This is a genomic window from Candidatus Tisiphia endosymbiont of Nemotelus uliginosus (assembly GCF_964264835.1).
Lineage (GTDB): Bacteria > Pseudomonadota > Alphaproteobacteria > Rickettsiales > Rickettsiaceae > Tisiphia.
This window is the reverse complement of the sequence record NZ_OZ183485.1, coordinates 472,716-488,576: the sequence shown is the minus strand read 5'-3', so window position 1 is coordinate 488,576 and position 15,861 is coordinate 472,716. Positions and strand designations below refer to the sequence as shown.

Here is a 15,861-nt window from a genome sequence, read left to right as displayed (position 1 = left end):
TGATAATATTATAATATTATTTTTTAGGTTGATGTAGAAGAACATAATATGTAGATTATTTGAATATACACATAATTATCAACATTTATATATCTTTTAAATCTCTTATTATTTAAGTGACTATAATTATTACTCACATAATTTTTTAAATTGTTTTGAAAGTGGATAACTAATCACTATTTATGTGAATAATATACCAAAACAGGAAAGATACGCGGCTATTCGTTATTTACACACAAAATTATCCACATAATTATATTATTGTTCGTGTCGCTTCGTAGCTGTATTAACTATAGGGCTTACAAGGCAATTATTAATTATTTGTAACATATAAAAATTAACAATAGTAAAAAATTATCCACAAAGGCTGCAAATAACCATGAAAAAGTTGATTATTCACCTAGTTTCTGAGTCTTCAATCCAAACAGTTAAATATGTAGCTAATACTGCCTTATTACAGTTTAATAAAGTTGAATCAAAATTGTACCATTGGCCAATGATAAGAAATAGTACCTTATTAAGAGAAGTTTTAAATAAGATCAAGGGTAAGCCAGGGTTGGTATTATACACTATTTCAAATAATGATCTAAGAAAAGAGCTAAGTAAATTTTGCTATAATTTAAAAATACCTTGTATTTCTGTGGTAGGAAAAATAGTAAAAGAAATCTCAGTGTTTCTAGGAGTAGAAATAGAAGGAAATTTTGGATATGATCAGGAATTCGATGAGAGTTATTTTGATAAAATTCATGCTATTGATTATACTTTTAGGCATGATGATGGGCAAATGCTTAATGAGTTAGAGGAAGCAGATATTGTTTTAATTGGCCCCTCCCGAACCTCTAAGACTCCTACATCAGTGTATTTAGCATATAATGGGTTTAAGACAGCAAACATACCATATATATATGGACATCCATTTTTAGAGCTGTTAGACAAAATAACGAGCCAGCTAGTAGTAGGGCTAATTATTAATCCCGCTAGGCTTATTGAAATAAGAGAAACGCGCTTAAATTCTTTGCAAGTAACTGATGCTACTAATTATACCAATTATCGAATAGTTCAAGAAGAATGTATGCAGGTAAGGTTAATTTGTGAACAAAAAGGGTGGCTAGTGGTCGATGTTTCCAGAAAGTCTATAGAAGAAACAGCTGCTTTAATTATGAAAAATTACTATGATCAGAAAAAGAATAATTCCAAAAATTAAAGATTTGGTTTCGGGAATAATGAAATATTTTGTAACATAATGTAACTTGCATATTAATATTGAAGGAATTAAAATTACCAAGGTTTTTATAAATTGGACAGAATGAGATTATGCAATTAACTATACTTAATTCAGTAAGTTGTTACGGTGTAGGGGTCCATTCTGGCAGAATTATTCAGTTAACATTAAAACCGGCGAAAAAAAATACAGGAATTATTTTTATTAGAAATGATATATCTCCAGAGATAAATTCTATCCAAACTGGTTATTTTAATGTTTCAGATACAACTTTATCTACTACTATACAAAACGAGCATAAAATATCTGTTTCTACCGTAGAACATTTATTGGCAGCCTTCTGGGGGTGTGGAATAGACAATTTAATAGTAGAAATTGATGGTCCTGAAGTACCAATAATGGATGGGAGCAGTAAGCCATTTATATTTATGATAGAATATGCTGGTAAATTATTACAAAACGCGCCAAAAAAATACTTGAAAATCTTGAAAGAAGTTAGAGTGAATCATAAGGATTGCGAGCTAATATGTAGTCCTTCTGATAGAATGATTGTTGATTTGACTATAGATTTTGCTAGTAAAGCTATTGGAAAACAAAATTTAGTTTTTTCTGAAAAAGAATCATTTAAAAATAACATTGCTGATGCTAGAACTTTTGGTTTTGTTCATGAACTTGAATATCTAAAGAGTAAGGGGTTAGCCCGTGGAGCTTCTCTTGATAATGCTGTAGGGATAGATCAAGATATTATAATGAACCACGAGGGATTACGATACCAAGATGAATTCGTGCGCCATAAACTTCTTGACCTTTTTGGAGATTTATATACTACAGGTGCCCATATGATCGCTAACATTCATGGTTATAAAACCAGCCATTCTTTAAATAATGAGCTATTGCGGCGAATATTTAGTGATAGCAGCTCTTACCAATGGGTTGGTGCTGTATAGCTTTCAGATTTGGCTGTTAATCTATAATTTAGAAAATATCTTTTTCATCTCTTGTAATAAGCTAGCAAATAAAAATTTTTCAAAACCTTTGCGAGGGATGATGATCATTCCCCAATTATGCTTCTCTATTATTTTCTGCAGAGGGTGGTTACTGCCATCTTGTTCTGGAGCATTCACTAGTAGTCTAACCAAATGTCTAATGCGTCTTTTGATTTTATTACGAGTGACTGCGGATTTGCTTAATTTCTTTCCTACTTTCATCCCCCAAAAAAAAATATTATTATTTTGTTCTGGTAATTTATTATGATAGGTAATTTTTGCAAAATCCTTTGTAATAATAGCAATAAAATAAGAACAGTGAAATTTCTTTCCTGCTTTATTAACTAAGTCAAATTCTTTTTGATTTTTTAGAGAAGTAATGAACAAGCTTGTTTACGCTGATAGCCTTTTTCTACCTTTAGCACGGCGTTTTCTTAATATTTCTCGGCCCCCAACAGTTGCCATTCTAGCTCTAAATCCGTGTCTTCTTTTTCTAACTAAATTACTCGGCTGAAATGTACGTTTCATAAATTTACTCTTGTGGATTGAAAAGCTTTGCTAAATAATAAAAAGATAAGAAAAATATACTTCTTATCTAATACTGTAAATAGCTCTCTTTATATTGAGATAACAGAAAATTGTCAATTTAAATGTATATTAACTAAGGGAATTCAAGTAAAATAATGATCGAGAAGACTCAGAGTTGTATTTTGAGAATTTTTGTGATAGAAATTCTTCTGCTCGTGATGCCTTTTGTTGAATTAAACTTAGTTCTATTCTGGATAAAAGTAATAATAATTTTAAAGTAAATATTGAAGTATAATGGCAAGACCTGATTTTACTGATTCCGCTAATATTATAAAAGAAATAATTAGAGTAAATCATGCTGGAGAATACGGAGCAAAAAGGATTTATCAAGGGCAGTTAAATTATATTAACAACCAAAGAGATTATACTACAATAAAACATATGTTAGAGCAGGAAGAAGCACATCTTCAATATTTTAATGATCTATTACTAAAACAAGATGTTAGACCCACTATTTTTATCCCATTTTGGCATGCTATTGGTTATACGCTAGGGAGTATTTCAGCTTTAATGGGAAATAAAACAGCTATGTTACTAACGCAAGGGATAGAGGAAGTTATTGAACAACATTATCAAAATCAGATAGATTATCTAGAAAGTAATGATATTGAACGAGACCTGCTAGCTAATATTAAACAATTTCAGCTAGAGGAAGTAGAGCATAAAGATATAGCATTAGAGCAGAAAAATGAGGAAATGTTAGCAGGTTCCTTAATAAAAAATATAATAAAAACAATGTGTAAATTGGCTATCATATTAAGTAAAAAGTTATAATAATTGCTTACAGTTTTAAATAAAAGTTTAAAGCAATTCACAGATCCTAATCTTATCCTCAATTAAGATATAAAAATATAAGGGAGTATTATGTCATATCAATATGTTTATGTTATGAATGGTTTAAGTAAAACTATTAATGGTAAACAAATTTTAAAAGAAACCCATTTATCATTCTTACCAGGAGCAAAAATTGGAATAATAGGGCCAAATGGAGCAGGAAAATCTACTCTTCTAAAAATTATGGCAGGCATTGATAAGGAATATGATGGAGAAGCTTTTGTAGCAAGCGGTATCAAGGTAGGGTATTTAGAACAGGAACCTCATCTAGATTCCAGCAAGAACGTATTTGAAAATATTATGGAAGGTTTAAAAGAGAAAAAGCTTTTAATTGATGAGTTTAATGCAATAAGTTATAAATTTGCTGAGGAGATGTCGGACAATGAAATGAACGAACTCTTAGAAAAACAAGCTGATCTTCAAGAAAAAATAGATAGTTGTGACGCATGGAGCTTGGAGCGAGAAATAGATATTGCTATGCTTGCTTTGAGATGTCCTGATAAGGATGCGGATGTTATAAAAATTTCTGGAGGGGAGAAAAGGAGAGTAGCTTTATGTAAGCTTTTATTAGAAAAGCCTGATATGTTATTACTTGATGAGCCTACTAACCACTTAGATGCTGAGTCAGTATCTTGGCTTGAAAATTATTTGAAAAATTATAAAGGTACGGTAGTAGTAATTACCCATGATCGTTATTTTTTGGATAATGTAACAGATTGGATATTAGAAGTCGATCGTGGTAGATGTGTTCCTTGGCATTCTAATTACACTGCTTGGTTAGAGCAAAAACAGGCTAAATTAGAGCTTGAAGATAAAGAAGAAGATGATAGGAATAAACAACTAAAACGAGAACTCGAATGGATACGCCAGTCGCCAAAAGCTAGGCAAACAAAAAGTAAAGCCAGAATTACTGCTTATCAAGAGTTGTTAACTAGACAAAAGGAACAAAATACCGGGACAGCGCAAATTATTATACCTAATGGTCCTCGTCTTGGCGATTTAGTGATAGAAGCAGAACATATAGGTAAAAGATTTGCTGATAAAGTTTTGTTATCAGATTTTAGCTTTAAAGTTCCTCCAGGTGCTATTGTAGGGATAATTGGGCCAAATGGGGCGGGCAAATCCACCTTATTTAATATTATTACTGGAAAGATACCGCCAGACCACGGCACAATTAAATTAGGACAAACAGTCAAACTTGGGTATGTGGATCAATCTAGAGATCATTTAGATGATAATAAAACAGTATGGGATGAAATTTCTGAAGGTCTTGAGGATTTACAGCTGGGACCTAAATCAATGAAAAGCCGGGCTTATTGCGCAGCATTTAACTTTAGAGGGGGAGATCAACAAAAAAAAGTAGGGCAACTATCAGGTGGAGAACGTAATAGAGTACATATCGCCAAGTTGCTAAAAGAAGGAGCCAATGTTATATTATTAGATGAACCATCAAATGATTTGGATGTGGATACTTTGCGAGCTCTAGAAGATGCAATTTTAGATTTCGCGGGTTGCGTTTTAGTGATAAGTCATGATCGTTGGTTTCTAGATAGAATCGCTACTCATATTATTGCTTATGATAAAGAGGGTAATGCTACCTGGTTTGAAGGAAATTATCAAGATTATCATGATTACATAGGGACTTTAACAGGTGAGAATGTTAGCAGTCCTAAATATCGTCATAAAAAATTGGTGTAATTAAAAAAGGGGAAAACCATGGAAGAAGCAATAAATACTATAGCACTATCTTTATCTAAAGAACAATTAATAAAACAGTGTGTTACCTTGGATTTAGCATTAGAGCGCATTAATTATCAGCAAGAATTAAGGGAACTTAGTCGGAATGACTGGAATTTACTTTTTTTAAAATGGTCCTTCTCTGGAAAAAAGGAATTATTAGATAAAATAGATAGGCATATTTTGGAAATAAAGACATTAGAAGGTGAGGAGCCGCTACAAGATCTTCAAGATCAGAATCTACTATCTAGTCTTAGTACTCAGAAAATTAAGCACTATGAATTAATACCAAGCGATGAGCTTTCTAATACTCATTCAAAACTTTGCGTAGATTATTTTTATATCCTACGTAGGCTCGTTCCTGCAAAACCTCCAACATCCTTTAATTATACTGATGACATTGAAAGAGATATGGATACATTTTATGATAAATTAGAGAGTTATAGAGATGGAAATGAGTTTAGAGAAGATCCTTATGTAAAATATGTAGCAGAGAATAAGATAAGTGATGATTTAAGCATGATAGATACGATTTTCAAAGTATGGGATGGAGATTTAGGAAAATATCTGGTAACTATTCCAGTGATTAAGTTTTATTTATGGGCAGCAGAGAAAATTCATAATTATTTTACCTCTAATTCTACAAACGATACTGATACACTGAATGAGAGTAATATACTTGCTGAAGTTGCAAATGAATTACTAGATCCTACTACTCTTATAGCTCTACACTCACACCAAGATTAAAAATGAATATGAAAATTAATTTATGAGTGAACTATTATTGGAACTTTTTAGCGAAGAAATACCTGCTTTAATGCAGAAAAATGCAGCTGAAGCTTATAAGAATATATTTATCAGCTTACTGCAAGAAAATGAGATATCTGCAGAAGTGCAAGTATATATTGGTCCGCGTAGGCTCACTGTCTATATCCCGAATTTACCAAATATTATCCCTTTAAAAACAGTAGAAATACGCGGTCCAAAAGTTTCTGCCCCAGAATCAGCTGTAGCGGGATTTTGCCGGTCTAATAATATTGATAAAAAAAATCTCTCTACGCTATTAGTGCAAGACCAATTATATTATATACTGAAAAAACAAACGCAGCCAATTGATATACGTATTTTGCTATCAGAGATAATTGTTAAAGCAATTAGTAAATATACTTGGCTCAAATCAATGAAGTGGGGAAATTATGATATAGATTGGGTTAGACCTCTTAGGAATATTTTATGTATATTTGATGGTAAGGTACTACCTATAAAATACGGGCATTTAATTGCTAATAATCTTACTTTTGGTCATAGGTTTATTCAACCAAGCGCCATAGAGGTGAATAATTTTGCTGATTATGAGTGCAAGTTAGTGCAAGCAAAAGTTATTTTAAATCAAGCAGAGCGTAAGGAGTCAATTGTAATGCAGTTAGATTCAATAGCTAGCGCGCTTAATTTAATAATAAAGAAAGATGAAAAGTTACTAGAAGAAGTAACAGGGTTAGTAGAATTGCCAGTGGTGATGGTTGGAAAAATACCAGAAAAATTTTTAAAATTACCCAGTGAAGTACTTATTAGTTCTATGAAAACTCATCAGAAATATTTTAGTACTTTTGATAAAGAGGGTAATTTTGCGCCTTATTTTCTGTTTGTGAGTAATATGCTTTCTGACGAATATACTATAGTTAGGGGCAATGAGAAAGTACTATCTGCTCGTTTGTCAGATGCTCTTTATTTTTATCAGCAAGATTTGGTGTATAGTTTAGAAACACGCTTACCGAAACTTGCCCAAATAACATTTCATGCGCAGCTTGGTACTATAAGACAAAAAATTGACAGAATTGTCAGTATTTGTCAGTTTATCAGCCCCAAGAATCAGAATTTACAAATAGCAGCTAGACTCTGTAAAAGCGACTTAACCAGTGAAATGGTTGGAGAATTTCCTGAGTTGCAAGGAATTATGGGACACTATTATGCTAAAGCAGAAGGGTTAAACGAGGATATTGCAATAGCAATAAGGGACCATTATAAGCCGCAAGGATCTAAGGATAATTTGCCCTTAACAGACGCAGCAATAATAGCTATTGCTGATAAATTAGATAGTTTAGTGGGCCTAATATTAATAGGAGAGGAACCAAGTGGCTCCAGAGATCCTTATTCTCTTAGACGGCAAGCTGGAGGTATTATTAGAATAATTTTAGGTAATGAATTAAAAATCAATATTAAGCAATTAGTTGCCCATACTATTTCTTTGTATCAATTTTTATCTAGAGAAGATTTCGAGAATACAAAAAGTCAATTAATTTTATCCTTCCTAGCAGAAAGAGCAAAATATTATTTTAAAGATCACTATAATATGCCGCTAATTAATGCTATAATCGACTTCAATATAGAAGAAGATCTAGTAATAAGTAAAAGGAAGATTGAGGCTCTACAAAAACTTTTGGAAGGAGAAAATGGTAATAATTTATTAACTATTTACAAAAGAGCTAACAATATATTAGAAGGCATAGATAGAGAAGGTGAAATTAATCAAGATGCTTTTATCTCTAATTATGAACAACAGCTATTTATTTCTTTAAAATATATTACTAAGCAAGTAGATTATTATATTGCCGAAAGGGATTTTTCAGCAGCATTTGGGATATTGCTAGAAATATTAAAACCTATCAATGAATTTTTTGATAATTTATTAGTAAAAGATTCTGATCCTATTATTTCTAATAATCGTTTGTTATTACTTCAAATAGTTAAGCAGTTATTTAATAAATTAGCAAACTTCGATATTTTATAAGGCTAGTGAAATATAGTAAGGGTAAAATTAATAATAAAGAATTGAATTGTGAAAGCTATTAACCGTGCCGCATTAGATCAAGCAGCCGATTTTATTAAATCTGGCAATTTAGTAGCTTTTCCTACAGAAACTGTATATGGGTTGGGGGCGGATGCTACCAATGAAGGAGCTTGCCAGAAGATTTTTAAAATCAAAGGTCGCCCTAGTATTAATCCATTGATTGTGCATGTTAAGAGCCTAGAACAAGCTCAAACTATTGGTGAATTTAGTGAAGATGCTCTAAAATTAGCTAATATGTTTTGGCCAGGACCTTTATCCATTGTGGTGCCAATAAAAAGTAGTGCTAAAATAGCCAGGAGTGTACTAGCCGGGCTTACTACAATTGCTTTGCGTTGCCCTGCACATTATATTGCGCTAGGATTAATCACAAGAGTTGGAGTGCCAATAGCAGCTCCTAGCGCTAATCCTTCTGGTTATATAAGTTCTACTACCTTGCCGCATGTGCAAGAACATTTCTTGCATGAAAAAGAGGTGTTTATTTTAATAGAGGATAGGTATCAATCTCAATATGGGCTTGAGTCCACTATAGTGTATACTACTGCTACCGATTTAGCTATTTTAAGAGAAGGTTCTATTACTAGAGAAGCGTTAGAAAAAGTTATTGATAGACAAATCACTAGCTGTGGATCTTTAATGCAAATTAAAGCTCCTGGTATGCTGCTCAAACATTATTCGCCCAAGGTAAAATTAAGGATGAACGCTGTTAGTTTACAAGATAAGGAAATAGGACTTAATTTTGCTGATAGCAAGCTTAATAGTAATTTTTCTGTTAATTTAAGTATAAATGGCGATTTAATTGAAGCAGCAGCAAATCTCTATTTAAAACTTAGATTATTAGATCACTATGCTATACAAAATAAAATATCAACAATTGCGGTAGCAAAAATACCAAAAATTGGTATAGGGGCTGCAATTAATGACCGACTTAAAAGAGCTGCTGAAATAACATGATTTCTTTATTTAGTAAATTAAAACAAGCACTAGTTAAAAGTTCAGATAAGATAGCTTCTGGTATTGACAAAATATTTTATAAAAAAAAGCTTGATGAACAAACTTTAGATGAACTAGAAGAGCTTTTAATATCTTCTGATATCACTCATTCAGTAGCTACTGCGATTGTAGGTAAGCTGCGATCCATAAAATTTGATCCTGAGACCAGCTCAGCTATAATTAAAGAAAAACTAGCGGAAATTATCGTTAATATGCTAGATCAACAACATGAATTTGAATTGTTGCCTACTAAGCTTAATGTAATTCTTGTTTGCGGAGTAAATGGTTCAGGCAAAACCACTACTATTGGTAAGCTAGCTACTAGTTATTCTCAGCAAGGGAAAAAAGTAGCCATTGCTGCTTGCGATACATTTAGAGCCGCTGCTGTTAGTCAATTAGCTAGTTGGGCCACGAAGAGTGGGGCGGTATTTATCACTGGTGAAGAATTAGCAGATCCTGCTAGCGTTGCTTATTTAGCAATACAATCTGCTCTCAAGAATGATATTGATGTATTATTTATTGATACTGCAGGAAGGTTACATAATCATAAAAATCTTATGGATGAACTTGGTAAAATTATAAGAGTAATTAAGAAAGTTGATCAAACTGCTCCTCATCATAATATTTTAATAATAGATGCTACTACTGGTCAAAATATATATAATCAAATAGAGCAATTTAAGGCTGTTGCTAATATAACTGGCTTAATTGTTACTAAATTGGATGGGACTGCTAAAGCGGGGGTAGTGGTGGGAGCGGTTCAAAAATTTGGCTTGCCGATATATTTTATAGGAATAGGAGAGGGAATAGAAGATTTAAAACCGTTTAACCCGGTTTTATTCGCTAATAGTTTAGTAGGCAATAATTAGTGAGAAGAAGGAAAAATGCATAATAGAAATTGCTTCTCATTAGGCATTTTCTTCAATCCTTCAACCTTTTTGCCGTTTATATATTTTGCCTTAAAATTATAATTCTTGGTGGTGATCATCATCACCTGCTAATTCAAGCTCCCATTGATTTTGACCTATATTTAATTGAGAGTCATTATATGATATTTTAGTAATATTTCCCCTGTTCAATATTTTACCCCCATGCTTGTCTTCTTCTATAATAGTACCATTTTTTTCAAACTTTGTTGTTTTTGATCCATCAGGATGGGTGATAATGGTTGTAATTGGCGCGGTTTTAGTCGTAGTTACCTTAGTCCCATTAGAATAAGTTGTTTGGGTTTTGTTAGAATCGGTCTCTATTATAGTGCCTTCATCATCGATTGAGCTTGTCGTACCATTCAAAAAATCTACTGAAAATGTATTATTAGCATGTAAGGTCTCTGTTCTATATACGCTACCCTTCTCATCTGCATATGTAACTTTTATATCATGACTACCTTTTTTTGTATACTTAGTTGCCTTACCAGCGCCATAAGGAGCTATAACCTCCTTCCTACCGTCATAATACTTATTGGTTTGCCCTAGAAACTTCCCATTAACCTCATGATTGATGTAAGTAGTATAATTATTTGTAACAATAGTTGTTAATAATTCTTCCCCATGTTGAGTGGTAGTAATCGCATGAGTATCATTTATTGTCGCATTTACAACTGAAAATTGCTGAGCATGAGTAGCAGCAACACTTACAACCAATACTGTGACTAATGTACTTTTTAACATATTATAGTTACTCTTATATATTAAATCCGGATAAGTGGGCTCCCATTGTTTAATGTGAGCTATTCCCCAATCTAATTCTCTAATCTTATCTGAACACCATTTTTCTACAAAATTAAAATTCAATATACGCATGTTAATACCTTCTTAATTAGTTATATTAAAAATTTATACATTTATATAGCTATTAATACTATTAATTAATTTACATAATATTAAATAAACTTTAAAGGGTGTGACATTTTTAATAATTTATTATTATCTTAAGTTTTCTTAAATCTTTTGAAAATAAAAAATAGAATATTGCTGTTACTCATCTCCTATTTTGAGGGCAGCAATAAAGGCAGATTGGGGAATTTCTACATTCCCTATATTACGCATACGTTTTTTACCAGCTTTTTGTTTTTCCAACAATTTACGTTTACGTGTGATATCACCACCATAACATTTGGATAGAACATCTTTGCGCATAGCTTTAACAGTTTCTCGAGCTATTATTCTGCTACCAATAGCCGCTTGAATAGCAATTTGGAATAATTGTCTTGGTATTAAGTTACTAAGACGTTTACATAATTCTCGTCCTCGATATTCCGCTCGCGTGCGATGTACTATAGTAGATAAAGCATCAACAGGTTCACTATTAACTAAGATAGATAATTTCACTAAATCTCCTACTAGATAACTATCCATTTCCCAATCAAAACTAGCATAGCCTTTGGTATAACTCTTCAACTTATCATAAAAATCAAATACAATTTCATTTAATGGCAATTTATAAATCACCATTGCTCTACCAGCTACGTAAGATAATTCTACTTGAACACCTCTTTTATCAGTACATAAAGCTAATACATTGCCCAAAAATTCATCCGGGACAAATATTGTGGCTTTAACCCACGGTTCTAACATTGAGTCTATATTTTGGACAGCAGGTAAATCAGCCGGGTTATGTATTTCTATTTGACTATTATCCCGCATATTAATTTTATATACTACGCTAGGGGCAGTAGTAATCATGTCAAGATCGAATTCTCGTTCTAATCTTTCTTGGATGATTTCTAAGTGTAATAATCCTAAAAAACCACAACGAAAACCAAAACCTAAAGCAGTGGAGCTCTCAAGCTCAAAGTCAAAGCTAGCATCATTAAGTTTTAATTTTGCTAACGAGTCTTTTAAATGTTCAAATTGAGAAGCTTCGGAAGGATATAAACCACAAAACACTACCGGTAAATGGGGTTTAAAGCCAGGCAAAGCTTCTAAGCAAGGCTTTTTTTCGTCAGTTATGGTATCCCCAACTTTACAATCAGCTACTTGCTTTATTGAAGCAGTAAAGAAACCTATTTCTCCAGCATATAATATATCGGTAATATGCCTTTTAGGGGTAAAATATCCAACATTTTCAACGTTATAGCTAGAATTGGTAGCCATCATCTTGATGCGCATATTTTTACGTAAGCTTCCATCAATTATTCTGACTAAAATCACTACGCCAAGATAAGGGTCATACCAACTATCTACTAACAATGCCTTTAAGATATCGGTTTGGCTATCTTTAGGAGAGGGTAACCTACCCACAATTGCTTCAAGTACGTCTTTAATACCTATTCCACTTTTTGCAGAGATTAATACGGCATCGCTGGCGTCTATACCAATTACATCTTCTATTTGAGCTTTAGTTTTGTCAGGGTCAGCGGCAGGCAAATCAATTTTATTTAATACTGGAATAATTTCATGATTATTGTCAATTGCTTGATAGACGTTGGCTAGAGTTTGAGCCTCCACCCCTTGGCTACTATCTACTACTAATAGAGAACCTTCACAAGCTGCTAGCGATCTGCTTACTTCATAGGAAAAATCTACATGCCCAGGGGTATCCATAAGATTTAGATAATATTTATTACCATCTTTTGCTTGGTAAATTAATCTGACCGTTTGAGCTTTAATAGTAATACCTCGCTCTTTTTCTATATCCATGGAGTCAAGAACTTGTTGACTCATTTCTCTGGCTGCTAGCCCCCCGCAATATTCAATTAGCCGGTCGGCTAAAGTAGACTTGCCATGATCTATGTGGGCGATGATAGAAAAATTTCTGATAAGCTTTTGATTATTCATTAGATTTTTAGTATAATGTTGAGTTTAATGAAGCTATTTATATAGATTTGTATAGAATTGAAGTTAATATATAGCAAAATACCATATTATAGTAGGAAAATTAATAGTGCGTGCTGAAATTGAAAATTATATAGAAAAAATAGAACAGTCACTAGAACTGCTCAGGAGGTCACTTTGATTTTGATAATGCAACGAAAAGACTTTCAGAGTTACAAGATATTTCAGAAGATCCCGGACTTTGGAATAATAAAGACAGGGCGCAAGATATTCTAAAAGAAAAACGAGTATTAGAGAGTAAGCTTGACTCCTTTAAACAACTCCAATCTTCTCTTAATGAATGTTTAGAACTAGAAGAACTAGCACTTATAGAGAATGATCAACAAATTTTAGAACAAAATCAGGAGGATTTAAAAAAACTGGCAATTATTGCAGAAAAGTTTGAAGTCGAGTGCTTATTCTCCGGAGAATTTGATAGTAATAGTTGTTTCTTAGAAATTAACGCAGGAGCTGGAGGTACAGAGAGCCATGATTGGGCTTCAATTATGATGCGCATGTATTTACGCTTTGCAGAAAGGCTAGGGTTCAAGCTAGAAATTATTCATCTGATTAATGGTGAGGAAGCAGGAATAAAATCATGTACTATTAAAATTAATGGTTATCAAGCATATGGTTGGTTTAGAACTGAATCAGGAGTTCATAGGCTAGTTAGGATTTCCCCGTTTAATGCAGCAGGCAAAAGGATGACTAGTTTCGCTAGCAGCTGGGTATACCCAGAAATTGATGATGATATATCGATTGTAATAGAGGATAAAGACCTAAGGATTGATACTTATAGATCTTCTGGGGCAGGAGGGCAGCATGTTAATACCACTGATTCAGCGGTAAGAATCACCCATTTACCTACTAATATAGTAACTCAATGTCAAAGTGATAGATCGCAGCATAAAAATAAAGCTCAAGCTATGAAAATGCTGAAAGCAAGACTATATGAGCGTGAATTGCAAAAACGTAACGAGGATCTTAATGAACAAAATGCCTCTAAAACAGATAATGGATGGGGGCACCAAATTAGGTCTTATGTGTTGCAACCTTATCAAATGGTAAAAGATTTACGCACTCACTATGAAACTTCGGATATTAAAGGAGTACTGGACGGGGATTTAGAGAAATTTGTTTCTGCTAGTCTTTCTAGAAATGTAGGAGGTTAATATATTTCTAAGATATAATACCATTTCCGAAAACTAATCATCTACGTTTGTCGTACTTCATGATCTTCTGCTCCTCACATATACGTCTGTACGCGCAGCTAGCAGGCACTCGTATTCCTAGTGCTAATTTAGTTTTGGGAAATGGTATAAGAACCTAACTACTCATTCTTTGACTTTTTCTTTACGACTGTACCAGCTGCGTAAATAAGTTGCTGCAATATCGCTGTTTTCGATTAATAGCACATTTTCAGCATTTCTAGTATCAGCAGCATTAGTGAAATTAAAGCTGCCAGTAATTACTTTAGTTTTATCAATAATCATGACCTTATTATGAGCAATACCCGGCACTCTATCTATAGATACCTCGATACCTGCACGCTTTAATTCGCTCATTTTAGAATATTTATCACTTAAGTTACTACGATCTAATAATACGTGTATTTGAACACCATTTTGTTTAGCTTGAATTAATTGCTCAACTATTTTTTGGGAAGTTAAACCAAATGCTTGAACATAAATGCTTTCTTTAGCCTTCGCTATTTCTTTAGCTATTAAGGAGCCACAACCAGATGGTGGTGTAAAACAGACATTGATAGTATCAGTTTCAGTGTGAGTGCTATGCCAAGCAGTAGGTGAAACTGGTGTATATAACTCGTTATATCCTACCCCAAGAGCTATGCCTCCTAAAAACGCTACTACTATAAGCGGTAACTTAAGTTTATACTTGCCAACTATTTTGGACATTTTTTAGGCTGAGAATTTATTATTTTTTAATTTCTGGAAATCGTCACCAGCATGATACGAAGATCTGATTAGTGGGCTTGCCGCAACCATCAGAAAGCCTTTAATTTTTGCAACTCTTTCGAAATATTTGAACTCTTCTGGTGAGATATATCGTGCAACTTCAGCATGATTTTTAGTAGGCTGTAAATATTGACCTATAGTTAAGAAATCAACTTTAGCCTCTCTTAAGTCATCCATTACTTGAATAATTTCATCATTTTTTTCACCAAGCCCCACCATCATACCGGATTTAGTAAAAATATTATCATCCAGCTTTTTTATATTATGCAATAAACTTAATGAGTTATAATACCTTGCTCCTGGCCGAACAGTTTTATATAACGAAGGAACAGTTTCCACATTATGATTATACACATCTGGCTTGGCTGCAGCAAGAATCTCGGCTGCCCCAGCTTTTTTAAGAAAGTCTGGGGTAAGAATCTCAATTGTAGTGTTAGGAGCAACCATTCTTATTTCCTTGATACAACTAGCAAAATGCTTAGCTCCTCCATCTTCCAAATCATCTCGATCAACTGATGTAATGACTACATGCTCTAGATTCAATCGTTGTACTGCTTGGGCTAATCTCTGAGGTTCATGTGGATCTAATAAATCTGGTCTCCCTGTTTTGACATTACAAAAAGTACAGCCACGGGTACATACAGAGCCAAGAATCATAACTGTGGCGTGCTTTTTAGACCAGCACTCACCTATATTAGGGCAAGCGGCTTCCTGACAGACAGTATTTAATTTTAAACTTTCAATTAACTTCTTAGTCTCATGATACTGGTAAGAATTTGGAGCTTTAACTTTTATCCAGCTTGGCCGCTTGTTTACTTTAATATCTTCTAGTTTAACTATAGTTGTCATATTAGTTTAAGATTAT

At 33.2% G+C, this 15,861-nt stretch carries 15 protein-coding genes; 9 read left to right on the top strand and 6 right to left on the bottom strand.

Translation table 11 applies throughout. The annotated features are described in order from the left end of the window. Window positions 1–379 precede the first annotated feature (379 nt). Together ACFELV_RS02120 and lpxC are read left to right on the top strand one after the other, a co-directional pair. Window positions 380–1,204, top strand: a complete 825-nt coding sequence (locus ACFELV_RS02120) for a pyruvate, water dikinase regulatory protein (protein WP_375326551.1) — start codon at window positions 380–382, stop codon at window positions 1,202–1,204. Between the two features lie 107 nt (window positions 1,205–1,311). Continuing rightward, complete coding sequence (lpxC, locus tag ACFELV_RS02115) at window positions 1,312–2,169, top strand: UDP-3-O-acyl-N-acetylglucosamine deacetylase (protein WP_375327489.1); 858 nt, start codon at window positions 1,312–1,314, stop codon at window positions 2,167–2,169. 21 nt (window positions 2,170–2,190) lie between these two features. On the opposite strand, the gene rnpA is transcribed toward lpxC, so the two are convergent. Further along, entirely contained in the window at window positions 2,191–2,595 is a 405-nt protein-coding gene (gene rnpA, locus ACFELV_RS02110) for a ribonuclease P protein component (RefSeq protein WP_375326550.1), read from the bottom strand. 6 nt (window positions 2,596–2,601) lie between these two features. Next, a complete protein-coding gene (gene rpmH / locus ACFELV_RS02105; protein WP_341763627.1) occupies window positions 2,602–2,736 on the bottom strand; it encodes a 50S ribosomal protein L34 in 135 nt (44 codons plus the stop codon). A gap of 294 nt (window positions 2,737–3,030) precedes the next feature. On the opposite strand from rpmH, the gene ACFELV_RS02100 reads away from it, so the two are divergent. The 6 genes from ACFELV_RS02100 (at window position 3,031) to ftsY (ending at window position 10,074) form a co-directional block, all read left to right on the top strand. Beyond that, complete coding sequence (locus tag ACFELV_RS02100; RefSeq protein ID WP_375326549.1) at window positions 3,031–3,570, top strand: demethoxyubiquinone hydroxylase family protein; 540 nt, start codon at window positions 3,031–3,033, stop codon at window positions 3,568–3,570. A 90-nt stretch (window positions 3,571–3,660) separates the two neighbouring features. Beyond that, a complete protein-coding gene (gene ettA / locus ACFELV_RS02095) occupies window positions 3,661–5,328 on the top strand; it encodes an energy-dependent translational throttle protein EttA (protein WP_375326548.1) in 1,668 nt (555 codons plus the stop codon). Window positions 5,329–5,346: 18 nt separating this feature from the next. Then, the gene (locus ACFELV_RS02090; protein WP_375326547.1) at window positions 5,347–6,114 is read left to right on the top strand and encodes a hypothetical protein; all 768 of its coding nucleotides are present in this window, start codon (window positions 5,347–5,349) and stop codon (window positions 6,112–6,114) included. A 22-nt stretch (window positions 6,115–6,136) separates the two neighbouring features. Then, window positions 6,137–8,155 (top strand): glycine--tRNA ligase subunit beta, encoded by a 2,019-nt coding sequence (glyS, locus tag ACFELV_RS02085; RefSeq protein ID WP_375326546.1) that lies wholly within the window; start codon window positions 6,137–6,139, stop codon window positions 8,153–8,155. Between the two features lie 57 nt (window positions 8,156–8,212). Then, window positions 8,213–9,166, top strand: a complete 954-nt coding sequence (locus ACFELV_RS02080) for an L-threonylcarbamoyladenylate synthase (protein WP_375327488.1) — start codon at window positions 8,213–8,215, stop codon at window positions 9,164–9,166. After that, complete coding sequence (gene ftsY / locus ACFELV_RS02075) at window positions 9,163–10,074, top strand: signal recognition particle-docking protein FtsY (protein WP_375326545.1); 912 nt, start codon at window positions 9,163–9,165, stop codon at window positions 10,072–10,074. Before ACFELV_RS02080 ends, ftsY begins: the two co-directional genes overlap by 4 nt. Window positions 10,075–10,170: 96 nt before the next feature. Here ftsY and ACFELV_RS02070 read toward each other — a convergent pair whose 3' ends face one another. Further along, complete coding sequence (locus ACFELV_RS02070; protein ID WP_375326544.1) at window positions 10,171–11,007, bottom strand: hypothetical protein; 837 nt, start codon at window positions 11,005–11,007, stop codon at window positions 10,171–10,173. A gap of 174 nt (window positions 11,008–11,181) precedes the next feature. Continuing rightward, a complete protein-coding gene (lepA, locus tag ACFELV_RS02065) occupies window positions 11,182–12,984 on the bottom strand; it encodes a translation elongation factor 4 (RefSeq protein WP_375326543.1) in 1,803 nt (600 codons plus the stop codon). Window positions 12,985–13,090: 106 nt separating this feature from the next. On the opposite strand from lepA, the gene prfB reads away from it, so the two are divergent. Next, window positions 13,091–14,192, top strand: a protein-coding gene (gene prfB / locus ACFELV_RS02060) for a peptide chain release factor 2 (protein ID WP_375326542.1) whose coding sequence is annotated in 2 segments (ribosomal slippage) — window positions 13,091–13,159 and window positions 13,161–14,192 — 1,101 coding nt in all. Because the reading frame shifts where the segments join, the coding sequence is not laid out codon by codon here. Between the two features lie 162 nt (window positions 14,193–14,354). Here the strand turns inward: prfB and ACFELV_RS02055 are convergent. Continuing rightward, complete coding sequence (locus tag ACFELV_RS02055) at window positions 14,355–14,936, bottom strand: phospholipase D family protein (RefSeq protein ID WP_375326541.1); 582 nt, start codon at window positions 14,934–14,936, stop codon at window positions 14,355–14,357. A gap of 3 nt (window positions 14,937–14,939) precedes the next feature. Beyond that, on the bottom strand, window positions 14,940–15,845 hold the full coding sequence (gene lipA, locus ACFELV_RS02050) for a lipoyl synthase (RefSeq protein ID WP_375326540.1): 906 nt from the start codon (window positions 15,843–15,845) through the stop codon (window positions 14,940–14,942). Between the last annotated feature and the right edge of the window lie 16 nt (window positions 15,846–15,861).